Consider the following 25,569-nt stretch of genomic DNA (forward strand, 5'->3'; position numbering starts at 1 on the left):
TGACGGCGTGCCGACCGTTGGTGCGTGAGGCGCTGACGGTCGGCGCTGCGTGGTGGTCAGCGCTGCGCGGCGTCAGCATGCCTTGACCCCGCCTTCCCGGTCTCCGTAGCATCCGGGCATCCATGAGTGACGCGCAGATCGCCTCGGTGCTGCTGCTCGAAGAGCACTTCGAGGCGGGCGACGAGCGGTTCGTGGAAGAGGTCCTCGCGTCGCGCGCGGCGAAGCGGCTGAAGGCGCTCGGGCCACGCTGGGCCGCCGACGCGCGCCCCGGCATCCGGCGCGCGCTGCTCCGGTACATCGACGACGGGTGCGACCGCCCCTTCCACCGGCCGCTCGTGAAGGCGCTCTTCAAGCATGCCGAGCGGCTCGGCGACGACGAGGCGATGGGCCACTTCCTCGTGGCTTTCGACCGCTTCCTCCCGGCGCCGAAGGCGCCTGCGAAGCTGTGGCCGGGGGAGAGCGATGCCCCGCGGTTCTCGCGGCTGACGCGCAGCTACCTCCAGCGGCGCGCCACCAGGTACTTCCGTCGGCTCGGGCGCAAGGACCCGGCGCGGGCCGCGCGCGCCCTCCGCGCCGCGGTCGTCCTGTACCGCGACGAGCACCTGGAGACGGAGGACCAGTTCCTGCGTTCGTGGGGGCTCGTCTACGCTCTCTACTGCGGGCTCATCGCTCGGTACCCCGCTGGCGCCGCCATTTGCAGGAGCGGCAGCAAGCTCACCCTGCTCGGGGCCACCCTCGAACAGCTCCAGCCAGCGCCCATGATCCCCGAGGCGTGGCAGGGCGTGTTCGAGGAGATATGGCCGCTCGTCACGGGCGCGCGCAGCCGCATCGTCAGGCAATTCGCCATCGCGCTTCTCGGGCGCGACTACCCGGCGGAGCTGCAGTGGCTGCCCATGGAGCGGGTGAGGGTGCTCCTGGCGAGCCCGCACGAGGAAGTGCAGACCTTCGGCGCCGAGCTCTTCGGGACCATCAGCGACCCTGGCAACCTGCCGGTGCAGGAGTGGCTCGCCCTCCTGCGCATCGAGAACCTCGACGCCCTCCCCTCCATCTGCGCGGCGGTCGAGCGCCATGTGACCCCCTCGCGTCTCACCCTCGACGAGTGTGTCGGGCTCGGGTGTGCGCGCCTGGCTCCCGTTGCCGCGCTGGGGCTGCGCTGGGCCCGCACCAAGAGCGTCACGACCGCCGAGGCGCTGGAGAGCGTCCTCCGCCTCGCGGGCGCGCCTGCGCCACGGGTGCGGGAGGAGGCTGCGGGCTGGCTCTTCACCTTGCTCCAGACCTCCCCCCACACGCGGCCGCTCCACGTGCGGGACCTGATCGACGCCCGCTACGCCGACGTACGCGCCCGCGGCCTCGCCCTGCTCGAGGGGGACCGGCGCTTCGGCGACGACACGGGCCTCTGGACCGCGCTCGCCGAATCCCCGCACGACGACGTGCGTACCTTCCTCCTGCGGCACCTCTCCGAGCGCCGGCAGATGTTCTCTCCCGAGGCGCTCCGGCACGTCTGGGCGACCACCCTGCTCGGCGTGTCCCGCGGGGCCCGTGACAAGCGGTCCGCGCTGCGGCTCGTCTCGGAGCGCATCGTGGCGAGGCCGGCCGAGGCCGAGTCGCTCCTCCCCCTGCTCGGCGTCGCCTTGCGCAGCGTGCGTCCACCCGAGCGCCGCGCCGCGCTCGCCGCCGTGGCGCGGGCGGCGTTCGAGGCGCCCGGGCTCCGGGCTGCCATTTCCCGGCGCTTGCCGGAGCTGCGCCTGTTCAGCGAGGAGCTCGGCGAATGAACGTGGACCTCCGTTACCTCGGGCACAGCGGCCTCCGCGAGACCACGCGGGGTGCGGCCCTGAGCTTCTCACCGAACCTCGCGCGCCCTCCGGTCTTCTTCGACGGCGCCCTCGCGCACCCCCTCCGCTTCCGCGAGGCCATGAGCGCCCTCCACGACGTCGTGGTGGGTGACCTCCGCAAACCGCGCAAGGACCGCAGCGCCTGGCAGGCCTGGAAGCAGCAGGAAGAAGCGCGCGAGGCTCAGCTCCGGGTCGACCTCCTCGACCGGGCCACGCGCGCCGAGCTCTCCCGCATCGCCGGAGAGCCGGTCCCCCCGGATTTCGAAGCGAGGTTCCGGGAGCTGCACGGCGTCTACTGGAGGGCGCGCACCTCCTGGGCCTCCACCCTCGCGGCGCACGACCCCGCGCTGTTCCGTCACCTCATCCCTTGCGACCCCGTCGTCACCGTCGCTCCGGACGTGGTCTTCTTCGAGTGCTTCTCCAAGGACGAGTCGAGTTACGGCTGCCTCTCCGTCGATCGCAGCGCCTTCGAGGGCGCGCAGGAGGCGGGGCTCGGCACCACGAACGTCGACTACTCCCTCGCCCTCTACGAGCACTTCCAGACCCTGCGCAGCTACCGCGAGACGCGCCTCCTCGTCGATCCCACAGGCTTCGAGGTCAACGTCGCGGGGAGGGCCGACTACCGCGAGGAGAAGATCGACTTGCCGCCCTCGTGGCTGCGCGGCTTCGGCCAGATCCAGGCGGCCATGTCCCTTCCCTCGCGGCGGGTCGACGTCCCTGTGGAGGCGGTCTACTCCATCCTCGCGCACCTCGCGCGGCACCGGGAGAAGACGGGACCGCGCAGCTTGCGTTTCCAGCTCGTGCCGGGGCAGCCGCCGGTGATCTTCATCGATCCCTGGGGCATCCCCGTGGTGTGTCGCGGCTCGGTGTGTGAGGACGACGGAGCGCTCTCTCCCTCTCTCCCCACCGGCACCCAGGGCCCGTACCGCGCGCATTATGCCGGCGCTCCGGCCCCCACCCGCATCTTCCCCCCCCCCTTCTCCCTCTCTTCTCCCTCTCTTCTCTCGTCTCTCTTCTCCTCTCCTCCCTCGGCCCCCACGCCTCCCGGGGTAGCGACCATCGGGAGCGTAGGGGGCGCAGCCCCCTCGCTAAAAATATGGGGGAGGAGGAGGTTGGGGGTGTTGGCGAGGGTGTTGCCGCTGGCGGAGAGGGTGGAGGTGCGGTTGCTGGGGGATGGCATGCCCAGCTTGTGGATTGTGCACATGGGGGAGATGCGGTTCACGCTTGCGCTCTCCGGGTGGACGGCGAGTGACTGGACGGGGGGCACGAACCTCGACGTGCTCGGGGGCATGCTCCTGGATGACGTGCGCCTCACGGATCGCGTCGTGAGGCACCTCGAACACGTGCGCCGTGCCTCCTTCGGGGAGCTTGCTGCGGCGCTCGACGCGTCCAGCATGGCCCTCCAGGCCTCCTTGCATCGCCTCGCCAAGCAGGGGCAGGTCATCTACGACCATGCGGCCGAGTGTTACCGGTACCGCCAGGTCATGCCGGTCGTCCTCTCCGAGGCGATCCTCGGGCCTGAGCCTCCCGAGATCGCCCAGGGCAAGGAGCTTGCGCGCGCCTCGGTCGAGCTGCTCAGGGACGAACCTCTCCCGGCGGCGCGCCGCCTCCTTGTCGCCAGGGTCAGGGGGACGCGCTGCGAGGCGGTCCTCGACCTTGATGGCACCCTCAAGAAGGGACGGTGCACCTGCTCTTACTTCCATCGGAACCGCCTCAAGGCTGGACCTTGCCGGCATCTCCTCGCGGTCAGGTTGCGGGCCACGGGCGCGCCTCTTCCCCCTGTGCAGCCCCAGCGCCCTGCGCGCACGGCCCAGGAACCTGCGCTCACCAAGGTTGCCTTCTACCCTCCTGCCCTGGAGGCCATGACGAAGGCGGCCAAGGGCTCGGGCAAGACCCTCGCGGCGCTTCTTGAACAGACCTGGGATGACGCCTTCGAGCGCCTCCAGAGTGCGCCCACCTGGGAGGAGGCCCGGAGGCGGGCGGGTGGACCAGCGCCGGCCCTGCCTCACCAGCTCGTGCGTGGCGTCGTCGCACGACCCCTGCGCCTCCATCCGGACGTCGTCACCGAGATCCAGCGTGTCGCGGAGCAGCTCGAAGCGAGCCCTGCGGCCGTCATCAGTGCGGCGTGGCTCATCGCCCTCCGGAACGGAGATCGCAAACGGTGAGCTGCGCGCAGCGATCGGGTATGGTGCGCCGGACTCCAGCCTTGCAAGGAGGTCCACCCGCTCGAGCCCAACATGCTGCGGCGTTCCGCCGCGGTGGCGTTCGTTCTCCCATGCATTCCCACCCCCGATGTGCGTCTGGGCGCCTTAGGCCTCGACGACAAGACCCAGGGAGTTGCCTGACGGCGGAACCTCTCGTCGTCGAGGCCACGGCGCCCTGGGTGATCGGGTGTGGTCAGGAGCGAGTCGTCGGGCGGGTGGGCCTCCTTGGAGGGCTGGAGCTGTCGCAGGAAGCGGATCGGGAGCGGCGAAGGCGACGATGAGCTTCTGGGACAGGGTCAAAGCGTTCTTCGGCGGCGGCAAGGGTGAGGGGACGGAGGCGCCGCCGTACGATGCGCCCACCCAGCGAGCGCCCGCGCAGAGGGCTGCGACGAAGGGAACCTCCGGGTCAGGGACGAAGGCCTCGCAGGGGGCGGCCACCTCGACTTCTCCGGCGGCGTCGGGGGCTCCTGCGGCGTCTCGCAGGACCTTCGTCAAGTGGATCACGGAGGCCTTCAGCACTGATCCTGCGGTCACCACCCGCGCCATCATGAGCATGAGCGCGGCCGAGATTCGCAGGCGTGCCCTCACCATCAACCCCTTCCGGACCGCGTGGATTGGCCGGGTCGACGTCATCCCTCCCCAGAGTGACGAGCGCACTGCCCTCATCGATCGCAGCCTGATCTTGCTGGGGCTCCTCACCGAGGAGCAGATCGTCGAGATTCATCGCGTCGGTGACCTCTGGCTCAAGCATCGCGAGGCCTCGCGCCTCGTCGCGCTCTCCGCCGCGAGGAATGCGGAGCAGGCGCTGGCAGACCTCAAGCGCGAGCGCGCTGCCCGCAAGGAGCAGAAGCGGCGCGACGCCGTGGAGCGCCGGCGCAAGCGCGCCGAGGCCATCGCGCGCCGCAGGGCGGAGGACATCGTCTACCTCGGCGCTGGCGTCTCTGCGGGGCTCGCGGACAGGCGCTCTCACATCGAGGCGCTCGCGGCGCGCGGCCTCCCGCTCCTGGCTTCACCGGCGGACGTGGCGAAGGCGCTCGGCGTCTCCATCTCCCGCCTGCGCTGGCTCTGCTTTCACAGCGACGCCGTCGAGCGGCCCCATTACGTCTACTTCGAGATCCCCAAGCGCTCCGGCGGCAAGCGCCTCCTCGCCGCCCCGCATGCCTCCCTCGAACGCGCCCAGCACTGGATCCTCCGCGAGATCCTCGACAAGCTGCCTGTCGAGCCGCCGGCGCACGGCTTCGTCAAAGGACGCTCCACGGTCACCAACGCGCGCCCTCACGTCGGCCGCGATCTCGTGGTCAACCTCGACCTCAGCGACTTCTTCCCCACCATCACCTTCCCGCGCGTCCGCGGCGTCTTCCGGCGGCTTGGCTACTCCCCGGCCGTCGCCACCGTCCTCGCCTTGCTCTGCACGGAGCCTCCGCGTCGCCCGGTCGAGTACGAGGGACAGCGCACCTGGGTGGCCGTTGGCGAGCGTGGCTTGCCCCAGGGAGCCTCGACGAGCCCGGCCCTCTCCAACCAGGTCGCGCGCAAGCTCGACCGCCGCCTCACCGGCATGGCCGAGAAGCATGGCTGGACCTACACCCGCTACGCGGATGACCTCACCTTCTCGGCGCCCGAGGGCAGGCGCGGCGACCTCGCCATGCTCATGGCGCGCGTCAGGCACATCGTCACCGAGGAGGGCTTCGCCCTCAACCCGAGGAAGGGTCGCGTCCAGCGCGCCTCTGGCAGACAGGAGGTCACGGGCATCGTCGTCAACGACAAGCTCGGGGTACCGAGGGACGAGGTGCGGCGCCTCCGGGCCATCCTCCACGCCGCGAAGGCCACCGGCCTCGAAGCTCAGAACCGGGAGAAGATCCCCCACTTCGAGGCCTACCTGAGGGGGAAGATCGCCTACGTGGCCATGATCGATCCTGCGAAGGCGGCGCCCCTGCACGCCGCGCTGGAGGCGCTCTCACGCTGACCGCAGGGCCGCGGTTCGAACCTGCCCCCAAGGGCTTGCCCCGCTCCTCCCTTCGTCCGAGGGTACGCCGCAGGAGCCCATCCCATGCGACCCTCGCCTCGCCGCCCCTTCGCCCTCGCGCTGCCCCTCCTCACCGCCCTCGCGGCCTGCGCGCCACCTCCGGCCTCGCCGGCTCCGCCACCGCCCGCGTCCCCTGCCGCTGCCACGCCGCCGGCGACGACCACGGCCACCACGGCGCCTGGAAAGCTCGCCTACCCGAAGACCCGCGCCACGGCCACCGTGGACACCTTCTTCGGCGTCGAGGTTGCCGACCCCTACCGCTGGCTGGAGGACGGCACCTCGCCCGAGACCAAGGCGTGGCTCACCGCGCAGGACGACCTCACCCGGAAGGTCCTCGCCGACCTGCCCGGCCGCGACGCCCTGCGCGAGCGTCTGAGCGCCCTTTCTTACCTGGAGCGGGCCTCCGCCCCGCTCAAGCGAGGCAACCGCGTCTTCTACACGCGGCAGGAGGCGAAGCAGGAGAAGCGGGTGGTGTACTGGCGCGAGCTGCCCGCAGCCACCGGCGCCCGCGGCAAGGCGCCCACCAAGGCGGAGAGTGCGCAGGGCGCGCCGAAGGAGAACGTCCTCCTCGATGGCGCCTCGCTGAGCGCCGACGGCAGCACGGGGCTCGGCCTCTGGAAGGTCTCCCTGGACGGCAAGACCCTGGCTTATGTCGTCCACCCGAACAACGCCGACGCTGGCGTCCTCCACGTGAAGGACGTGGCCACCGGCAAGGTCAGCGACGTCGACGTCATCCCGGGCGCCAAGTACGCGAACCCTCAGTGGACCCCCAAGGGCGACGGCTTCTACTACGTCGCCCTTCCCATGGACCCCAAGATCCCCGCGGCGGAGCTGCCGGGCCGCTCCGAGGTCAAGTTCCACAAGCTCGGCACTGCCCCCGCGGAGGACAAGGTGATCTTCCCGGCCACCGGCAACCCCGAGACCGAGCTCGAAGCCCACCTCTCGCGCGATGGACACTGGCTGCTCGTCTCGGTGATCCGCGGCGCCAGCGTGCCCGAGCTTCACCTGCGCGACATGCGCAAGCCGAACGCCGCCTGGGTGCCTCTGGTCAAGGGCCACGACGGCACCGTGGCAGCCCTCGTGTGGAAGGACCGCATCTACCTGCGCACCACCGAGGGCGCCCCGCGTGGCCGCGTGTTCCGCGTGGACCCTGCAAAGCCCGAGCGTGCCGGGTGGGAGGAGATCGTCCCCGAGGACAAGGAAGGCGTGCTCGAAGACGTGCGGGTCATCGGAGGGCACCTCGCGCTCCAGTACCTCCGCAGCGCCCGCAGCGAGATCCAGATCCGCACCCTCGACGGCAAGCCGAAGGGGAAGGGGACCGTGGCCCTGCCGGGCATCGGCTCGACCTGGGGCGTCGTGGGCGAGCCCGATGACGACGTGGGCTACGTCTACTTCACCTCGTTCACCACGCCGGGCACCATCCTCGAAGTCTCGATCGCGAGCGGCGTAGCGAAGCCCTGGTACACGATCAAGGCGCCCGTGGACCCTGCCGCCTACGAGGTGGAGCAGGTCCGCTACCCCTCCCGCGACGGCACCCAGGTCTCGATGTTCGTGGCGCGCCGCCGCGGCGCACCGCGCGATGGCTCCACGCCCTTCATGCTCTCGGGCTATGGCGGCTTCACCATCAGCCTCACCCCCTCCTTCCAGACCGACGTGGTCGCGTGGCTCGACGCGGGCGGCGGCGTCGCGATCCCCAACCTCCGCGGCGGCGGCGAGTACGGCGAGGCCTGGCACCAGGCCGGGATGCTCACCAGGAAGCAGAACGTCTTCGACGACTTCATCGCTGCGGCCGAGTACCTGATCAAGGGCGGCTACACCCGCGCCGATCGGCTCGCCATCGAGGGAGGCTCGAACGGCGGGCTCCTCGTGGGCGCGGCGCTCACCCAGCGCCCCGAGCTGTTCCGTGTCGCGCTCTGCGCCGTCCCGGTGCTGGACATGATCCGCTATCCCCTCTTCGGCGACGGCAAGACCTGGATCGCCGAGTACGGCTCTCCCCAGGAGGAGGCCACCTTCCGCGCGCTGATCGGCTACTCCCCCTACCACCGGGTCAAGCCGGGCACGGCCTACCCCGCGGTGCTCATGCTCTCCGCGGACGCCGACGACCGCGTGGCGCCCCTGCATGCGTGGAAGACGGTGGCGGCGCTGCAGGCCGCCTCGACGGGCGCTCAGCCCGTGCTCCTCCGGGTGGAGCGCCACTCGGGCCACGGCGGCGCCGACCAGGTGAAGAGCCGCGTCGAGATGTTCGCCGACTCCCTGTCCTTTGCCCTCCACGCCATGGGCGTGAAGCCCGCGCTCGCGCAGCCCTCACCCTGAACGCATCTCTACTTGGTGGCCTCGATCATCAGCGCCAGCCCGAAGCGGTTGCCGGTGAGCTGCACGAGACCGCGCGGGTAGTACTTCCAGGCGAGCTTGTGGAGCCCACCCTGGTATTTCTCGCCCGCCCTGAAGGACAGGAGGTCCCCGGAGCTGAGCTGGGACCTGAGCTGCACCTGCGAGAAGTCCGAGAACAGCACCCGCGCCTCTTCCTGCGTGTACGTCTTCGTCCCGGGGCTCTCCAGGTGGTGGTAGGCGGCCCAGCGTGGGCTCTTCCAGGGCTTGCCGCGTGCCGCGCAGTTCGCGGCCCACACCATCCACACCGCCCACGAGTGCAGGTGGTAGATCATCACCAGCGCCGTGCCCCCGGGCTTCAGCACCCGGTACACCTCCGACACTGCCCTGACCGTGTGGGGGCTGTGGTGAAGCACGCCGTACGAGTAGACGAGGTCGAACGTATCGTTCGCGAAGGGCAGGTTCTCCGCGTCTGCGCGCAGCACGTTCGCGGAGAGCCCCTCCAGCGCGAGCCGCTCCCGGGTGAGCGCCACGCCGCGCTCGGTCAGGTCGACCCCCGTCGCGTCGGCCCCGTGACGCACCCAGTTGGTGAAGTCCGTCCCGGCGCCGACGCCCACTTCGAGGAGCTTCTTCCCGCGTCCCCGCTCGAACTGCGCGAACTCCGGGATGTACGGCTCCCAGGTGTAGCGCTCCTGCTCGATCCGATCGAAGAACGCTCTCCGGTCGTCACCGTCCACCCCGCGCGTCCCGCAGGTCTCGCGCTGCCAGTGGTCCTGCACGGCCTGCTTGCGGCCCTCGATCGGCTCCTCCCGGGTCGCGGTGCGCATGCCCGGTTCTACCACCAGCCGCCCTGCGCAGACCAGGCGCTCACTTTGTGAAGAACGCCGCGAACCGCCGCTTCATCTCCTCGGGCGACACGTCTTCCTTGTGCGACTGGAACATCCATACGTGGCCGAAGGGGTCTTCGAGCGTGCCGGAGCGATCCCCGTAGAATTCGTCCGTCGGTGCCCGCTTCACCGTCGCCCCCGCGGCCTCGGCGCGCTTGAACAGCGCGTCCACGTCCTCCACGTAGACCTGGATGATCACCCCGGTCCCGCCGATCGACTTCGGTCCCCGGATGTTCATCTCCGGGTACTCGTCGGCCAGCGAGAACGAGGCCGTGCCGATCCGCATCTCGGCGTGGGCGACTTTCCCGCTGGGCTCTTCGAGGCGCAGCGTCTCCTCCGCGCCGAACGCTTCCTTGTAGAACGCGATCGCGGCAGCAGCGCCGGCGACCGACAGGTAGGGCATCGCCGACTTGTAGCCGTCGGGAATGGGATTCACGCGCGTCGTCATGGCCGAGTGCTCCTTTCGTGGTCTCGTCGTCGCGCTTCAGGTGGAGCGTCCATCCCTCCGGCTGCCCCCCGCGCGACTGACCCGGAGACAGTAGTGATACGGGCGCGGAGCGGGCCTGGAAAAAAATCCCGATGTACCGGGCCCCTCGATTCCGCGCCTTTCGTGCCCTGCGCGTCGCCCCGCGCGGCGCTTTCCCTCAGGGTGACCCGAGCGCGGCGCCGAGCGACACCGTCATGAAGTGCAGCCAGTTCCGGGTGTACCCATCGCCCGGGGGCTCCGGGTCGCTCTGCCCGACCGCGCCCCCGCCCAGGTAGCGCAGGTTCACGAACGCCTCCGTGCCCGCCACGAGCGGCAGCCCCGCGCGCACGCTCAGGTCCACGAGCGCCCCGGTCACCTCGTTGTCGCTCCCGTTCAGCACGCTGATGGGCGCGTAGATCCCATCGACCTCGTACCCCAGGAACAGCCCGCTGTTCAGCGTCACCCGGCCCCGGCTCCGCAGGAGCGGCACCGGCCCCACGTCGCGGTTGCTTCGAAACAGGGTCCCGTCCTGCGAGGCGAAGTCGATGGTGGCGTTGCGGACCTGCAGCGACACCCCGAACGACAGCTCCTGCTTCGGATCCAGGAACAGGTCGTAGGCGTAGCTCAGGCGGTAGAACGGAAACCCGTACCTGAGCGCCATCGGCGTGCCTGCGGGGAAGGTGAGCCCATCGACGCGCAGGTCGCGCCCGATCTCCACCTCCGTGCTCAGCTCCAGAGGCTGGTACAGGAACACGACCTGGTGGTGCCGGAACAGCTCCGCCTCGGCGCTGAACCGCGCCACGGGGAAGAGCGTGTCCTGCCCGCCCTGCGCGACGTAGTCGAAGTAGGTCCCGTCTCTCCCGAACTGCACCTTGTGCGAGAGCATCGCCAGGAACCCCAGTTCCGCCACCGCGCGGAAGCGGAACCACGACGGCTGTGCTGCAGCGGGGGCTGGCGCTGCCACCACGAACGGGGACGGCGCCTGCACGGCGCGCTCGGGGAGGCCAGGTGGAGGTGGGGGCGGCGGCGCGTCCTGCGCGACGGCGTCCTGCGCGACGGCACTCTGCGTGTCGGTCTCCTGCGTATCGGTGTCCTGGGCACCGGCCTCCTGCGCGGAGGCTCCAGGGCTGACCGCGAGGACGGCGCCACAGGCGAGGAGACCGAGGACCAGGCGGGGAGGGGAGAGCGGGCAGCGGTGACGAGGCATCGCCTGCCTCTGGCACCGGACGTCAGCGCGTCAAGCGGCGCAGGCCTTCACAGCGTGCAGCCCACGCCGAACGGCTCGGAGGTCACCGGCGTCGCCCCATCCTGGAGCGAGTCCTGGATCGAGCCCACGATGCGGGCCAGCGTGCCGCCGCAGAGCGCATTCGCGTCGATCCCGCTGTCTGGCTCCGTGGAGAAGCTCACGTCCACGGACACGTCCTTTCCGACCCCGACTGTCAGGGGAAACGTTGCCGCCGCGTTCACCGGCAGCGACGCCACGAAGGTCGTCTCCTGGTTTTCGTCCGTGAGCGAGAACCCTTGCAAGGTCACCTCGCTCGCACCGCTCGCCCTCGGCCCCAGGTGGAACGACAGCACGAAGTCCCCGCTGAGCGCCGTGCCCAGCGCGGCGCTGGTGAGCAGGACCTGGGGTTCGCTGATCGACGGGTCCACGAACACCGTCGCGTCCGTGTCGACGCAGCCTGCCGCGGAGGAGAGCGCCACCGCGGCGAGGCAGAGCAGGAGAGAGCGCTTCATGGCTCCATCGTACCCGGTGCCTCCCCGGAGCGGCCCGGCTCTTTTCCGTGCTCTGCGGGGTGAGTGAGCGGTGAAGGTGGGTGCGTGAGAAGGAGGGGGCGCGGGGGCCGAGAGGCCCCCGCACCAGGGCAAGCGAGGCTCAGGGCGGCGGCGGCTTGACGCCCTTGTCGCGGGCGGCCTGGCAGCCCAGCTCCACGCCCGTCGGGCCCTTGTCGCTGCGCACCACCTTGAACTCCACGCGGCGGTTCTTCTCCCAGGCGTCGGCGTTGTGCGCGGCTTCCAGCGGGCAGAACTCGCCGTAGCCCATCGCTCGCAGGGCCTCCCGTTTCACTCCGCGCTCGACGAGCGCCTCCACGACCGACTTCGAGCGGGCCTCGGTGAGCCGCAGGTTGATCAGGTCGTTGCCGCGCTCGTCGGCGTGGCCCTGCACCTCGATCAGCGTGAACTCCGGGTGTGCCTTCAGCGTCGTCGCCACCGCGTCGAGGATCTCGTTCGACGAGGGGAGGATCTTGGCGCTACCCGTCTCGAAGTTGATCTTCTCCAGGATGAGGATGTTGTTCTCCTCGACGATGACGCCGCCCTTGTCCGGGCACCCGTCCTGATCTTCCTTCCCGTTGAACGTCTCCGGCTCGTTCGGGCACTGGTCCTTCACGTCCGGGATGCCGTCCTTGTCGTTGTCCAGATCCGGGCACCCATCCTCGTCCTCGAACCCGTCCTTGTCCTCGGGATCGTTCGGGCACTGGTCTTCCTTGTCCGGGATGCCGTCCTTGTCGTTGTCCGGATCGGGGCACCCGTCCTTGTCCTGGAACCCGTCCTTGTCCTCGGGATCGTCAGGGCACTTGTCGCGCGAGTCGAGGATCCCGTCGCCGTCGCGGTCGCCGTCGTTGCCCTCGGGGCAGCCGTCATCGTCCTCGTCGCCGTCGCGGTCCTCGGGGTTGTTCGGGCAGCGGTCGTCGACGTCGAGGATCCCGTCGTTGTCGTTGTCCGGATCGGGGCAGCCGTACTTGCCGGGAGGCGAGTCGCCCTTCGTGTCCTGGAACCCGTCGAAGTCCTCCGGCTCGTCCGGGCAATCGTCTTCGTCGTCCTTGATCCCGTCGCCGTCGCGGTCGCCGATCGACGGCTCGAACACGAACCCGATGGTCCCGCGCAGCGCCGCCGACTGGAAGCCGGGCATGTACCCCGCGCCCGCGCCCAGCATGAGGAAGCTGTTGCGCTCGATGAACAGCTTCAGGCCGCCCACGGCCTCGGCGCTGATCCGCTGCTTGCTGTCGCTGTCGCCGCCGACCAGGTACGTCCCGTAGGTCTCGGCCACGAGGTCCAGCGGGTCGAGCACCCGCAGGCTCACCCCGAGCCCGCCGGTGACCAGGTTGCCGTATTCGAGGGTGCCGTTCTCGAGCTGCGGGGACCCGTCCGCGCGCAGCCCGTAGGCCGCGTTCTCCCCGGTGTGCCCGCGGAAGCCCACGTTCGCGCCGATGCGGAACATCCCGGTCGACCCGAAGTGCCGCTCCGCCACCACCTGCGGCCAGTACCAGAAGCCGGGCTCCGCGCTCAGGTCCGGAGACCCGCCGACGCCGTAGCCGCCTTGCAGGATGACCGCGAGGCCGATGGGGTCCGAGTTCGGCCGGAGGAGCCGCACCTTCACGTGCAGCGCCAGGTTCCCGAGCGCCTGCGCGTCGGCGTCGTCGTCGGCGTACGTGGCCCCGGTCGGCCCGAGCTCCTGGATGGCGCCGCCGCCGCTCAGCACCACGGGCGCCGAGAGGCCGACGACCAGCCAGTTGGCGATGCCGTAGTTGAACTGGAACGTGCCCTGGAAGGCGTGCGTGAGGAGCGCGTCGGTGTCGTCCGGGTTCGACGCGAGCGGGGTGACGTTGTGACCGTAGTCGATCACCAGGCCCAGGCTGATGTCGTTGGCGCCGAGGATGTCCGCGCCGTTGATCGAGAAGAACCCCTTCGAGTCGAGCGCGGGCCGGAACAGGTGCAGGTCCATCCCGGCGCCGTTGCCGGTCTCCCCGCCGGCCCTCGTCGGATCCGTCTGCGCCAGCGCCTCTCCGGAGGGCGACGCGAGCGCCCCGAGGCCGACGAGCCCCGCGGCGAGGGTGGTCAGCAAGCGTCGCGTCGTGCGCGCCGTGCGTCCGACACGCGGCAGCGCGCCCGGCTCGGGCTCAGTGGAGGCGCTCCGGTTCGAGCGAGGGGAAGGGACCAGCGTCATGGCATCCTCGGTGGAGGGGTGCTCGCGTCGCCGCAGGTCTGCCGCACCGAGCACCCCTCTGCCGGGCGTACCATCCGCTGAATTCTCCTGTCAAACAGCCCGTTACTCCGGCACAGCGAGCCGGTAGCGTGGTGCTCATGGCGGAGACCACGGCGGACACCGAGGCGAGCGCGAAGGAGAGCACGCAGCAGGTCATGGCGGGGAGCACGGCAGGAGCCGCGAGGGAGGACGTGGAGGCAGGCACCGCCATCGTGGTGACGGGCGCCACCGGCGCCCTCGGCGCGGGCCTCGCGAAGCTCCTCGTCGCCCGCGGTCACCGCGTTGCCGCCGTGGCGAGGCCCACCGCTGCCGCGCACCTCCGCGCCCTCGAAGCCGAGCTGGGCGACGCCTGCGTAGGCATCACCGCCGACGTGGCATCACCCGGGGACTGGACCGCCACCTTGCGCGACATCGAAGCCCGCGTCGGCCCTCCCGCGGGCGCCGCCCTCGTCGCCGGCGGCTGGCAGGGCGGCACCCCCCTCCACGAAGTGCGCGACGACGGCCCTTACCGGACCCTCCTCCACCAGAACCTCGACACCGTCCGCAACGCTCTCCGCGCCCTCCTCCCGGGCATGGTTACCCGCCGCGCCGGCAGCGTGGTGGTGGTCGGCGCCCGCCCCGTCCTTCGACCCGAGCTGGGCGCCGGCATGGCCGACTACACCGCCACCAAGGCCGCCGTCGTCGCCCTCGCCCAGGCCGTCGCCGCCGAGGTCCTGCCGCAGCGGGTGCGCGTCAACGCCGTCCTCCCCAACCTCATCGACACCCCCCAGAACCGCGAAGGCATGCCCACCGCCGACGTGAGCGCCTGGGTCTCCATCCCCTCCCTCGCAGGCGTCATCGCCTTCCTCCTCTCCGACGCCGCGCGCGACATCTCCGGCGCCGCCATCCCCGTTTACGGCAGATCTTAGGGGTTGCCGGCTGCGCGTACCCACACGCAGGGCTGAGGATGCTGCGTTCGATTCAGAGCAGCCCGAGCATGCGGCGATTGGTGACGCTGAAGCGATCGTCCAGGAACGTCGCTACGGCTTGCACGAGGAGGCGCTCAGCCTCGTTGCGCTTGTACCCCGTAGCGAGGAGCGATTGTGCCGCTCTCTGGAAGATGGCGTTCACTTCGTCGCGGCATTCGACGTAGTGGTGCCCTCCTTTGTAGGGCGCATTCGCGTGAACGTAGCGAAGGATGTCCTGCACACTCGGAGCTTCGCCCAGAGGTCCTTGTTTCAGGTACGCCACGAGCACGCTGTTGAAGTAGTCGTCACCAAACCGTCTTCCTGGATCCTCGAACCAGTCCGAAAGCATCAGCGCGAGGCGCAAGGTCTCGTTCTCCTCGCTCACCGCCTTGACCTTTGCCGATGCCAGTACCTGACTCAGGTGGGTATCCCACGCCTCCTGCTGCACATCCCTTCTGTTTCCGTTGAGGATGATCTTCAACATGGCTGGGCCATAAGACAGGCCGCTACGCTTCCGCTCGATCTCGACCTGTGCCTTCTCTCCTCGGCGGATGCGCTGAAGCCAGAGCCGTGCGACATGCGACAGCTCCGCGTCCTCACTGGGTTTGAACAGCCCATCGAGGTTGCTCATGGCGCTCACCGTGACCTCTCCACCTGGTCGTTCAAGAACGCATCCAGCACCAATCCCGAAGCGTTTCTGCATGCCACGTCGCGTACCTTCTTGAACTCGTCGTCTCTCTCCTCGTCCGCGAAGTCTACGATGCCTTTCACGACAAGCCAGGCTGCCTGTTCTGCTGCTCCCAGGAGCCCTGCGCCTTCCATCTCGCCGCCGATGATCGGCTTCCCTCGTGAGCCCAGCGCGGTGAGCAGATGAGCCCGAAAGGTCCTGGAGTGAATCTTGGCGGCGCCGGAGAGCAGCGCGTCACGATGCACGGTGAAGGCGCGCTCTGACACGCGGCCACTCTCTCTGTCGAGGATCCCGAGCAGTCCTCTGCTCGCGGGAAGCGCTTGCACCTTGGGGTACTCGGACAGCGGGATCTCGTTGTTGGATTTGATGGTGCGCGGATCGTAAGGCAGGAGGTGCGTGGACACGAGGACGTCTCCGTGTCGCTGTGTGCTCCGATCCACCCCGAATGCCATCCCGACAGCGATGACGCCCCGAGCACCAGACCAGTCCATCCAGCGGATTGCCTGGGCTGCTGAGCCCCGGTGTCGAAGCATGCCTTCATCGATCTTGATGAGGTGTAGCCGTGATACGCCGACGGTCCCGAAGTCGCAGTAGTCACCGATGGGACTCTGCCTGACCTCGAGCAACAGGCCGCGATCCTTGGCAGCTTCCTTGAGTTGCTCCTCCTCAGTCGGAGTGACGACGAACAAGAGTTAGTCGCAGCTCACGTCCTGTCGCTCGATGATCCCCAGCTCCACGTCGCCATCAGGCAGGTCGACAGGCTCGTCGAGCGTCAGACGACCACCACGGATCTGTGCGCGCCAGGTAGGCCTCTGCATGTACCAGCCTCATAGCATGCAGCGCGCACAGCACTGCACGGAACGAGACGTCACCCGACGAGCACCATTCGCATTTCCGAGCAACGTTCACCACGGGGCATGCCATGCCGCGCAGCCCTTCGCGGGCTCCTGTTATGATTACGTGTTATCGTTCGATATCACCTTGGAATCTGCCCTGATGAAGGCTCCTCCGCCCGTCGATTTCGACCGCACCGCTCAGGACTACGCCCGCCACCGCGTGGGCTTTCCTCCCTCCCTCTACGCGCGCCTCGCCGACCACGGCGTCGGCCTCCTCGGCCAGGAGATCCTCGACCTCGGCACCGGCACCGGCGATCTCGCCCGCGGCCTCGCGCGGCGCGGCTGCAGCGTCACCGGCGTCGACATCGCGCCTGCGCTCCTCGCCGCTGCCGCGCAGCTCGACGAGGCGGCGGCCGTCGCCGTCAGGTACGTCGAGGCCCGCGTCGAGGCCCTCCCGCTCCCCGCCGGCAGCGTCGACGTGGTCACCGCCGGACAGTGCTGGCACTGGTTCGACCGCCCCGCGGCCCTCGTCGGGGCCCGGCGCGTGCTTCGCCCCGGCGGCGCCCTGGTGCTCGCCACCTTCGACTGGCTCCCCCTGCCTGGCAACGTCGTCGAGGCCACCGAGGCGCTCATCGAGCACTTCAACCCCACCCAGCAGAAACCTCATGTCCGCTTCGGCCACGCCGCCGGCATCTACCCTCGCTGGGCGCAGGACCTGGACGAAGGCGGCTTCCTCCAGGTCGAGACCTTCTCCTACGACCACCCGGTCCTCTACACGCACGAGGGCTGGCGAGGCCGCATCCGCGCCAGCCAGGGTGTGGGCGCTTCTCTCCCGCCCGACGAGGTGGCGCGCTTCGACGCGGAGCACGCAGCGCTCCTCCGCGACCGCTTCCCGGGCGACCCGCTCTCCATCCCCCACCGCGTCTTCGTGGCCCTGGGCCGCATGCCCGGCCCCTCCGCGGTGGTAGCGTCGACGCCATGAGCACCGACGCTGCGGCGAGGCGCGCCTGCACCGTGGACGAGTACCTCGCCTGGGAGCACAACGCGCCGGAGAAGCACGCGTTCTTCCGGGGTGAGGTGTTCGCCATGGCAGGCGCCTCCGAGGCGCACAACCTCCTCGTGGCCAACCTGGTCACCGTCTTATCTACCTGAACGTGTTCGCCGCCTGACGCCGCCTGACGCCGCCTGACGCCCCCCAAGACCACCCGCCCTCCCGAGCGGCCCCTGCATGCCTTCCGCGGCCTCTCCCGGCCACCCCGGCCACCTGGCCACCCCGGCCACCCCCACCCCGTCCTGTTCGCTTTCGCGCCCCCACGTCACCTCCGCCACCTCCCGCCAACCTCCCGCCCGGAAGGTTCCGCCGCCACGACATTGACGTCGGCGCGGATCCTTGTCAGATGTGACGCCTGCCGCCTGTTGCCGGGTGGCACCACGGAGGATGTGATGAGCGCGAAGGTCGTGAGCCCGAAGGGCGAGGAAGATACGAATGATTGGCCCACGTTCAAGCTCGTCGGGCTTGGCGTGGTGACCCTCCTCGTGGTGTTCACGATCCTCTTCTCCATCTCTCCCTTCACCCCGAAGCTGGTCTACAACCCCAGCCCCACGGGCCACGTCCGGCCTCCCATTCAGCAGGGCCAGTAAGCCCCTCCGACGCGCGCTCGGGGTCCTGTCACCCCCTGTCACTGTCCCCGGCGCCCGCGTCCCTCGCTGCAGCAGACGCGCATTTCTCCTCCAGCGTCGGCACCTCTCCCGCACGAACGCATCGCGCCTCCAGCGTGGCCCAACCCACGGTGCAGCCGCTCGGATAGACTCCGCCTCGCGCGTTCCCTGACGCGCTCACCGGAGGTCTCGCCATGCATCGACGCGCTGCTTCTCTCGTCCTCGCCGCGGCTGCGCTCCTGCCTCTCGCGGCAGCCTGTGGAGGTGACGGCAGCGGCAGCACCGAGGGCGCGGGCGCGAACGGCGCTGGTGCATCCTCCGGCACCGGCGGCGATGGCGCGGGAGGAGGCCAGGGGGGCGAGGGCGGAGGCTCCGGCGACCTTGGCCAGCCCTTCCGGTACGGCGTCAACTTCGGCTACCCCAACAGCGGCTGGAACGACGCCATCTTCGCCGAGCTGGCGCGTGATGCCGGCGCGAACGGCTCGCGCCTCAAGCTCTCGGAGACCCACCTCGACACCTGGGGCGTCGACATCGAGGTGGGCGACATGGAGGCTTACGCCGATCTCGGCATGAGCCGCCACGCCGCCTTCCTCATCGGCCCCACCGCCGAGCACTCCACCGCGCCGAGCGGCACCCCGGACTGGGAGCTCGAACACTACATTCCCCGCGACCTCTACGAGCCCATCACCCTCCCCGACGGCTCCATCAACCCCGGCAACCCCTGGGGCGCGTACGTGCACGCCACCGTCAGCACCTACAAGCCCTGGGTGCGCACCTGGGAGGTCTGGAACGAGCCCGACTGGGTCTCCGACTGGCAGGCCACACAGACCTGGTGGACCGAGCCCCCGACCAAGGAGCAACTGGTCCGCTTCGGCGGCTCCATCTTCGATTACGTGCGCATGCTGCGCGTCACGTACGAAGCCGCGCACCTCGCCGATCCCGAGGCCCAGGTGGCGCTCGGCGGCATCGGCTACCCGAGCTTCCTCTCCGCCGTCCTGCGCTACACCGACGACCCCCAGGGCGGCGCGGTCTCCGACGCCTACCCCGAGACCGGCGCCGCCTACTTCGACGTGGTGAGCTTCCACTACTACCCGCTCTACACCCCGGGCAGCTCGGACAGCGGCGTCAGCGGCTTCCTCGGCCTGCACGACGAGCTCGCCACCGAGCTGTCCTCGGCGGGCGTCAGCGGCAAGGGCTGGATCGTCACCGAGACCGGCGCGCCTCGCCTCGCCATCGGCCAGAACCCGGGCGGCGCCGCCTACGCGCGCAACTACCTGCTCAAGGTCATGACCTCTGCCCAGGCCGCGGGCATCGAGGGCGTCGACTGGTTCGTCCTCGGCGACGGCGCCGCCGACGACAGCACCACCGACCCCTACGGCCTGATGGGCCTCTACCGCCACCTCGGCCAGCTCTCCTCGCCCGACCAGGCCGAGCTGACCGAGACCGGCTGGGCCTACCGCACCCTCGGCACCCTCCTCGCCGACGCGCGCCACGACCGGGTCGCCTCCGAAGCGCTCGCCCTTCCCGCCTCCGTCGGCGGCGCCGCCTTCCGCCTCCCCGACATGCGGCAAGCCGTGGTGCTCTGGGCCCGCGCCGACGGCAATGCCGAGACCGCGACGGCCACCTACGCCCTTGAAACCTCCCGGAGCTTCGCCGCGCACCGCTGGGACTTCAGCCAGACCCAGACGACCGAGCCGCTGTCCCCGACCGACGGCAAGATTGCCCTCGACCTCGACGCGACCCCGCGCATCTTCATCGAGCAGTGAAGCGCTGACCCGGTGCGTGGCGCGCGCGGTGCGCGGTGCGCGGTGCGCGTGACGCGGTGCGCGCGGTGCGTCCACGGAGCCACGCCCGCGCGCGCTGCTGCTTCTTTGCCCCTGCCCGAGGGCCCACACTACGCTCCGCCTCGCTGAGCAGGTCATGCGCCACCTGTTCCTTGCGGTCCCTTCGCGTCCCTTGTCGGGACCCGCGGACCCGCGTCCTCGCGACGGCGCCAGCGAACGCGCATGTCCAGCCCTCGACTTCGCCCTTACCGTTGCATCGTGCCCCTCCTGCTCGCCCTCTCGGCCCGCGCTTGCGCGCCCGTAGGCGAGGGCGCCCCCAGCGCCGCCGCGGTCGCCGACAGCGATCCCGCAGCCACCGAGCCTCCAGAACCCCTCCCAGCCGGGCCACCACCTTCAGACGCCCCACCCTCGGCCGCGCTGCCCTCGGCCGCGCTGCCCTCTGACGCGCCGCCGTCTCACGCCTCGCCCTCGGCCGCGCCGCCGTCTTCCGACGCGCCAGCCCTGCCTGCGCAGACCGCGTCGCCCCAGGAGCCCGGCGACCCGGCTTGCCCCGCGGGCATGGCCCTCGTCGCCGGGAGTGCCTGCCTCACGCCCGAGCAGCGCTGCCTGGAGCACCAGGAGATCAAGGGCGCGCCTCCCGGACGCGAGCGCGGCCAGTGCCTGCGCTACGCCGAGCCGGTCACCTGCTTCGAGGACCGCAGGAGGCCCATGAACTTCTGCATGGACCGCTACGAGTGGCCGAACCGCCGCGGGGAGAAGCCCCGGGTGCTCACCTCCTGGGAGGAAGCGCGGGGCCTGTGTGCCTCGACCGGCAAGCGCCTCTGCACCGAGGCCGAGTTCAACTTCGCCTGCGAGGGCGAGGAGATGCGCCCCTACGTCTACGGCCACGCCCGCGACGCCACACAGTGCAACTTCGACCGCCCCTACCGGCCCCGCACCTTCGTCTTCTCGCCCTGGGATGCCTGCCAGCAGGACGACGCCTGCCGCACTGCCTTCGACGCCATCGACCAGCGGCTCCCCGCCGGTTCCATGGCCTCGTGCCGCTCCGACCACGGCGTCTACGACCTGATCGGCAACGTCAACGAGTGGGTGGTGCGCCCCGACGAGCGCAGCCCCCACCGCTCCGGCATCAAGGGCGGCTGGTGGGGCCCGGTGCGCGCCCGCTGCCGGCCCACGGTCACCTTCCACGACGAGGGCGACTACGGGTACGAGGTCGGCTTCCGCTGCTGCGCCGACGCGGTCTGAGCGCCCTTCCCCATCCCTCGCGATCGATTTTCCAACAGAACGCGCGTGACCCGGTGAACGGGTGGAGAGGACTGTCCCTTCCACCCACCCTGGCCTCTCATGCGGCTCCCCTCCGGCACTGCCAGCGCCCCCTCGGACGCGCCTTCCCTCTCCACCACGGACGATCAGCGCGCGCGCACCCTCCTCACCCGGCACCGCGCCGATGTCCTGCGCTGCTTCGTTCGCTACCGCATCCCTCCCGCTGACCGGGACGATCTTCTCCAGGATGTCATCTTCGCCGCCTGCCTCGCCTGGAGCACCTACGACGCCACCCGTGGCCCGGTGGCGCCCTGGCTATACGCCATCGCCAGGAACCACGCGCGCAACTACTGGCGGCGCCCGCTGCACCGCCATGAGGAGCTGCGCGACCACGGCGAGATGCCTGACGTCACGGAGGAAGCCCGCTCGTCCGAGGATCTCCTCGCCGACGAGGACCGCCGCCGCCTGCTCGAACGCATGCTCGCTGCCCTCCCTCCAGAGCAGCGCGAGATCCTGATCCGGCACGCCCTGGACGAGCTCTCCATGCCCGAGGTGGCGCGCCACCAAGGCCTCAACCTGAACAGCGCCTGGAGCCGCTTCAACGATGCCCTCCGCGCGTGCCGAGGCTGGTTCCGACGGTGGCGCGCCTCCGAGCGCACCCGCGGCCGCGATGGCCTCCCGATCCTCCTCCTGCCTTTCCTCCACGACGCCACGCCGACGCCTCGCGCAGCACGCCACCGTGCCGCGTGCGCCGGCGCCCGCTCTGCGGCCTCGGTCTGGGCCAGCCTCGGCAGGACCGCCGCTCTGATCGTCACGGCGTGCACGCTCAGCGCGCCCGCACCGTCGCCTCCTCCTGCGCTGAAACCGGCCACGGCTGTCGTGTCGGTCATCTCTCCCACCACGACGCTTTCGCCCCCTCTTGCCTCGGTGCCGCCGCGCCCTGGCGCGCGCCCGCTCCCCTCCACCACCCGCAGCGGGACCTCGCCGCTCCCCGCAGTGAGCACCGTCTTCTTGCGCTCCCCCACGTACGCCCAGCCTGCGGTGCAGTCGTAGCCGCCCCACAGCTCCAGGCCCGACGCCACCACCACCTGCTCCTCGAACGCCTCCGCACACGCCAGCACCCGCCGCGCTCTGCGCCCCCCGCTCCCCGCACTCTCCGCGCTCCCTGGGCTCTCCGCGCTCCCTGCGCTCTCCGCGAGCGACAGCGCCTTGTCCAGCGTGCGTACCGGCGCCTCCTGCGTGCCCGGGTTTGCATCGTCCCCGAGGCTGCTGCTCACGAAGACCCCGCCGCACGCAGGGCTCGCGGCGCCCGCGGTCGCATCGCACGCCGGTGCGGCTGGCGCAGGCACCTCCGCACACGTCAGTGTGTCCAGGCAGTCTTCCGCGAAGCAGCCAGGGAGCCCCGCGGCGAGCCCCGCGACCAGCAGTACGTGGCATGCTCTCTGGCGCATCATCCGGGCTGCTGAGCATGGAACGAGCGCACCAGCCCTTTGCAGGGCGCTGCCTGGAGCTACGTTCCGGGTCTACAGCATCGGCTTCCGCTGCTGCGCCGACGCTCCCTGAGCACGCCTCGCGCCCGCGCCGGCGCGCTGCCCTCCGAGAAGGCGCCCGAGCACGTGGGCGAGGCCGCTCTGGAGCGTGCCCTTCGTGACCACCTTGCCGAGATCGACGTCGAGGTGCACGAGCGTCCTCGCGATCTCCGGGCCGATGCCCACCAGCACGCAGGTGCAGCCGAGCAGCTCCACCGCCTTCACGGCGTGCAGGATGTACCGCGCCACGGAGGTGTCGACGAGGGGCATGCCCGTGAGGTCGAGGAGCAGGTGATGCGACTGGCTCCGCACCACCGCGTCGAGCAGGTTCTGGAGCGCCAGGGTCGCGCGCTGGCGGTTGAGCTCCCCGACGATGGGCATGAGCAGGACGCCTTGCCAGATCTGGAGCACCGGCATCGCCATGCGGTCGAGCAGCTCCGCCTGCGCCGTGATCGTGGACTGCTGCCGTATGTGCTCCGCCTGGATCAGCTCCGCCTCGCGGAGCCGCTGCTTCATCACGGTCACGTCGGTGATGATTCCGCACAGCCCGAGCACCTCGCCCGTGTCGGCCTTCATCGGGAACTTGCGGGTCCAGAGGGTCCTCAGCGAGCCGTCTCCGGCGGTGACGACCTCCTCGTTCTCGTCGGGCTCGCCGGAGTCGAACACCAGGTCGTCATGCTCCCAGAAGACCTCCACCTGCTCCTTGGGGTGGTAGTCCGGGTCGCTCTTGCCGATGATCGCCTCGGGGGCTTGTCCGAGCAGCGCGCTGAAGCTCCGGTTGATCGCCATCCAGCGGTGCCGACGGTCCTTCACGAAGATGGGATCCGGGAGGATGTCGATCGCGTGCTGGAGGAACTCCGCGTTCCCCCAGTGCGCTTGGCTCAGGAACGAGACGAGAGGCGCCATGAAGTGATTTTTTAGCGGACCTTCATCCAGGGGCGTGCCGCAAAATCTGCATGCTGCGACGCCGCTGTTCAGCACCCGCGATGACACTCCCGTGGGTGTTCAGGTGCTGGTGCTGACGTGTCTCGACGTGGCGGGGGCACGATGCCCCAACCGGCGGCCTCACCGACGCGTGAGCGCGGTGCGTGCGCTGACGTCTCCTGCCGCGCGCTGGTGCCTGGGGAGGCCTTGGTGACGGCGACGCCGGTGAGCGACGCCGCGCTCAGGCCTACGGGCAGGAGCTCGGCCGGTCTGCCGCGCCGTCGGTGTGGGCCGGGGGGTGCGGGTGGTGTTCCTGGAGGGGGACCGCCCGGAGCATTGACTGGAGGCGATCGATGTCGGCCGGCTTGGACAGGTGCTCGTCGAACCCGGCGCAGAGGGCGCGCTCGCGATCCTCGGGGCGGCCGTAGCCGGTCAGGGCAATGAGGTAAGGGCGCGTCCTCAGGGGCGTGCTCCGGACGGCGCGGGCCAGCGCGAAGCCATCGAGCAGCGGCAAGCCGATGTCGATGACGGCCGCGTCGTAGCTGCCCGCGTGGATCGCGCGCAGCCCTGACTCGCCATCGTGCGCCATGTCGACCTGGTGGCCGGCGATCTGCAGCGCGGCCTGCATCAGCGTGCACGCATCCACGTTGTCGTCGACGAGCATCACGCGCCGGCGACGGACGTGGTGTCCGTTCGTGGGGGCCGCTGCACCGTCCACAGGCCCCGCGTGGAGATTGTCCGCGGAGAGGAGCGGCAGCTCCACGACCAGCTCGGAGCCTGTACCGGGGCCATCGCTCAGGGCACGGACGGAGCCCTGATGCAGGGCGACGAGGCGGCTGACCATGGTGAGTCCGATGCCGAGACCCCCGGCTGATCGCGCCAGGTTCTCCCCGTCCACCTGGAAGAAGAGATCGAAGATGCTGGCGAGGTGCTCCGGCGCGATGCCGATGCCCGTATCCCGCACGGACACCACGGCCCTCGGTTTGCCCTGGCCCTCGTCCAGCCTGGCGGTCACCACGATCTTCCCGCCTGCTGGCGTGTACTTGGAGGCGTTGGTGATCAGGTTGCACAGGACCTGCTCGATGCGCGTCGCGTCGCCGTGCATCCAGAGCGGGCGCCCCGAGACCATCACCGTCAGCTCCTGCCTGTTCTTCAGGATCATCGGCCGCATGGTCTGGGCGGCTTGATCGATGCTCTTGGCGAGGTCGATGCGCTCCTTGAGCAGCTCGATCTTGCCCTGGGTGATCCGCGACACGTCGAGCAGATCGTCGACGAGGCGGGTCAGGTGGCGTGCCTGCCGCTCGATGGTGCCGGCGATCTTGCTGGCGCGCTCCCCGGGCGGGACACACAGCGAAAGGAGCTGCGCCCCTGTGAGGACCGCCGAGAGCGGGTTGCGCAGCTCGTGCCCGAGCATCGCCAGGAACTCGTCCTTGCGCCGATCGGCCGCGAGGAGCTGCTCGGCGCGCTCCTGTGCCTCCCGCTCGTGGAGCCGGATGCGCAGGAGCGACTGGATGAGCGCCAGCATCTCCAGCGGTTCGAACGGCTGGGTGACGTAGGCGTTCGCGCCGCTCTCGATCCCCAGCCCCTTCTTGCCGCTCGTGGTGAACATCGCCGAGGTCATCACGATGGGGATGCCCTTCGTCTCGGGGTTCGACCGGAGCGCCCGGCAGACCTCGAAGCCGTCCAGATCGGGCAGCTTCACGTCGGTGATGATCAGGTCAGGCTGCCGCTCCTCCGCGAGGCTGATCCCGTCCAGTCCGTTCAAAGCCTCGATGACCGCATACCCATGGCTGTTGAGGATGCGGGAGATGAGATAGCGACTCGCGTCGGTATCGTCGATGTTGAGGATGAGCGCTCGCGAGCGGTCGTTCATGGGGCCTCATTCGGCGAGGAAGGGGCCCGAAGGCCCAGTGCACACCCATTCCCGGTTCGCGCCGGGTCTCCGTGGGACTGTCCGTCGTCGCGTAACGACCGCGCTCTCGCGGTCCGTATCCCCCTGCGGAAGTGGGATGTTCACGCACCGGAGCAGAAATTGCCCGGTGTGATCACAGTGATCACAACCTATGTGGGACAATTTCGAGACCTCATAGGGAGTACCACGAGCGGACGATGGGGAATGGTCTGATGCTGTCGTAGGGAAATGGCGAGACATTGAACGAACGTTGCCATGCGGGTTGCAGTGATTGCCTCACACTGCCCGACTGTCAGCTATGA

21 protein-coding genes are annotated in these 25,569 nt (G+C 70.0%); 11 read left to right on the forward strand and 10 right to left on the reverse strand.

The features are described 5' to 3' along the window. Positions 1 to 122: 122 nt before the first annotated feature. The 4 genes from CAP_RS12100 to CAP_RS12115 all read left to right on the forward strand — a co-directional run bounded on the left by CAP_RS12100 (position 123) and on the right by CAP_RS12115 (position 8,372). The gene (locus CAP_RS12100) at positions 123 to 1,772 is read left to right on the forward strand and encodes a hypothetical protein (protein ID WP_044240034.1); all 1,650 of its coding nucleotides are present in this window, start codon (positions 123 to 125) and stop codon (positions 1,770 to 1,772) included. Next, on the forward strand, positions 1,769 to 3,997 hold the full coding sequence (locus CAP_RS53545; protein WP_044240037.1) for an SWIM zinc finger family protein: 2,229 nt from the start codon (positions 1,769 to 1,771) through the stop codon (positions 3,995 to 3,997). The genes CAP_RS12100 and CAP_RS53545 overlap by 4 nt, the downstream gene beginning before the upstream one ends. Positions 3,998 to 4,313: 316 nt before the next feature. After that, complete coding sequence (locus tag CAP_RS12110) at positions 4,314 to 5,999, forward strand: reverse transcriptase family protein (RefSeq protein ID WP_044240040.1); 1,686 nt, start codon at positions 4,314 to 4,316, stop codon at positions 5,997 to 5,999. Positions 6,000 to 6,083: 84 nt separating this feature from the next. After that, complete coding sequence (locus CAP_RS12115; RefSeq protein WP_081864806.1) at positions 6,084 to 8,372, forward strand: prolyl oligopeptidase family serine peptidase; 2,289 nt, start codon at positions 6,084 to 6,086, stop codon at positions 8,370 to 8,372. An 8-nt stretch (positions 8,373 to 8,380) separates the two neighbouring features. Here CAP_RS12115 and CAP_RS12120 read toward each other — a convergent pair whose 3' ends face one another. The 5 genes from CAP_RS12120 to CAP_RS44340 all read right to left on the reverse strand — a co-directional run bounded on the left by CAP_RS12120 (position 8,381) and on the right by CAP_RS44340 (position 13,686). Beyond that, entirely contained in the window at positions 8,381 to 9,214 is an 834-nt protein-coding gene (locus tag CAP_RS12120; protein WP_052374900.1) for a class I SAM-dependent methyltransferase, read from the reverse strand. Between the two features lie 40 nt (positions 9,215 to 9,254). Next, entirely contained in the window at positions 9,255 to 9,722 is a 468-nt protein-coding gene (locus CAP_RS12125) for a VOC family protein (RefSeq protein ID WP_044240045.1), read from the reverse strand. A 196-nt stretch (positions 9,723 to 9,918) separates the two neighbouring features. Beyond that, entirely contained in the window at positions 9,919 to 10,947 is a 1,029-nt protein-coding gene (locus tag CAP_RS12130) for a hypothetical protein (protein WP_231511360.1), read from the reverse strand. A 47-nt stretch (positions 10,948 to 10,994) separates the two neighbouring features. Further along, the gene (locus tag CAP_RS12135; RefSeq protein ID WP_044240050.1) at positions 10,995 to 11,477 is read right to left on the reverse strand and encodes a hypothetical protein; all 483 of its coding nucleotides are present in this window, start codon (positions 11,475 to 11,477) and stop codon (positions 10,995 to 10,997) included. Between the two features lie 139 nt (positions 11,478 to 11,616). After that, complete coding sequence (locus CAP_RS44340) at positions 11,617 to 13,686, reverse strand: OmpA family protein (protein ID WP_081864814.1); 2,070 nt, start codon at positions 13,684 to 13,686, stop codon at positions 11,617 to 11,619. Positions 13,687 to 13,823: 137 nt separating this feature from the next. Between CAP_RS44340 and CAP_RS12145 the strand changes: the two genes are divergently transcribed. Continuing rightward, entirely contained in the window at positions 13,824 to 14,633 is an 810-nt protein-coding gene (locus CAP_RS12145) for an SDR family NAD(P)-dependent oxidoreductase (protein WP_231511362.1), read from the forward strand. A 52-nt stretch (positions 14,634 to 14,685) separates the two neighbouring features. Here CAP_RS12145 and CAP_RS12150 read toward each other — a convergent pair whose 3' ends face one another. Genes CAP_RS12150 through CAP_RS54945 form a run of 3 tightly spaced genes read right to left on the reverse strand, consistent with a single transcriptional unit; the run spans position 14,686 to position 16,178 of the window. Next, positions 14,686 to 15,312 (reverse strand): hypothetical protein, encoded by a 627-nt coding sequence (locus CAP_RS12150; protein ID WP_044240052.1) that lies wholly within the window; start codon positions 15,310 to 15,312, stop codon positions 14,686 to 14,688. Further along, positions 15,309 to 16,049 carry a phosphorylase family protein gene (locus CAP_RS12155; RefSeq protein WP_052374903.1) on the reverse strand — a complete coding sequence of 247 codons (741 nt, stop codon included), beginning with the start codon at positions 16,047 to 16,049 and terminating at the stop codon, positions 15,309 to 15,311. The genes CAP_RS12150 and CAP_RS12155 overlap by 4 nt, the downstream gene beginning before the upstream one ends. Positions 16,050 to 16,052: 3 nt before the next feature. Continuing rightward, positions 16,053 to 16,178 (reverse strand): hypothetical protein, encoded by a 126-nt coding sequence (locus tag CAP_RS54945; protein WP_269324199.1) that lies wholly within the window; start codon positions 16,176 to 16,178, stop codon positions 16,053 to 16,055. A 178-nt stretch (positions 16,179 to 16,356) separates the two neighbouring features. Here CAP_RS54945 and CAP_RS12160 point away from each other — a divergent pair, with 178 nt between their 5' ends. The 6 genes from CAP_RS12160 to CAP_RS12180 all read left to right on the forward strand — a co-directional run bounded on the left by CAP_RS12160 (position 16,357) and on the right by CAP_RS12180 (position 21,955). Then, positions 16,357 to 17,178 carry a class I SAM-dependent methyltransferase gene (locus CAP_RS12160; protein ID WP_044240054.1) on the forward strand — a complete coding sequence of 274 codons (822 nt, stop codon included), beginning with the start codon at positions 16,357 to 16,359 and terminating at the stop codon, positions 17,176 to 17,178. Next, positions 17,175 to 17,348, forward strand: a complete 174-nt coding sequence (locus tag CAP_RS50275; protein ID WP_156040718.1) for a PDDEXK family nuclease — start codon at positions 17,175 to 17,177, stop codon at positions 17,346 to 17,348. Before CAP_RS12160 ends, CAP_RS50275 begins: the two co-directional genes overlap by 4 nt. 291 nt (positions 17,349 to 17,639) lie before the next feature. Further along, positions 17,640 to 17,837, forward strand: a complete 198-nt coding sequence (locus CAP_RS12165) for a hypothetical protein (RefSeq protein ID WP_044240055.1) — start codon at positions 17,640 to 17,642, stop codon at positions 17,835 to 17,837. 212 nt (positions 17,838 to 18,049) lie between these two features. Then, positions 18,050 to 19,621, forward strand: coding sequence for a hypothetical protein (locus CAP_RS44345; protein ID WP_052374906.1), 1,572 nt, complete (start codon positions 18,050 to 18,052; stop codon positions 19,619 to 19,621). A 276-nt stretch (positions 19,622 to 19,897) separates the two neighbouring features. Then, positions 19,898 to 20,884, forward strand: coding sequence for a formylglycine-generating enzyme family protein (locus CAP_RS12175; protein ID WP_156040719.1), 987 nt, complete (start codon positions 19,898 to 19,900; stop codon positions 20,882 to 20,884). A gap of 99 nt (positions 20,885 to 20,983) precedes the next feature. Next, a complete protein-coding gene (locus CAP_RS12180; protein WP_044240058.1) occupies positions 20,984 to 21,955 on the forward strand; it encodes an RNA polymerase sigma factor in 972 nt (323 codons plus the stop codon). Between the two features lie 470 nt (positions 21,956 to 22,425). On the opposite strand, the gene CAP_RS12185 is transcribed toward CAP_RS12180, so the two are convergent. Both CAP_RS12185 and CAP_RS12190 read right to left on the reverse strand, forming a co-directional pair. Then, the gene (locus tag CAP_RS12185) at positions 22,426 to 23,337 is read right to left on the reverse strand and encodes a PAS domain-containing protein (RefSeq protein WP_044240060.1); all 912 of its coding nucleotides are present in this window, start codon (positions 23,335 to 23,337) and stop codon (positions 22,426 to 22,428) included. A 265-nt stretch (positions 23,338 to 23,602) separates the two neighbouring features. Next, positions 23,603 to 25,228 carry a response regulator gene (locus tag CAP_RS12190; protein WP_052374910.1) on the reverse strand — a complete coding sequence of 542 codons (1,626 nt, stop codon included), beginning with the start codon at positions 25,226 to 25,228 and terminating at the stop codon, positions 23,603 to 23,605. Between the last annotated feature and the right edge of the window lie 341 nt (positions 25,229 to 25,569).

It is taken from the genome of Chondromyces apiculatus DSM 436, from assembly GCF_000601485.1.
GTDB lineage: Bacteria > Myxococcota_A > Polyangia > Polyangiales > Polyangiaceae > Chondromyces > Chondromyces apiculatus.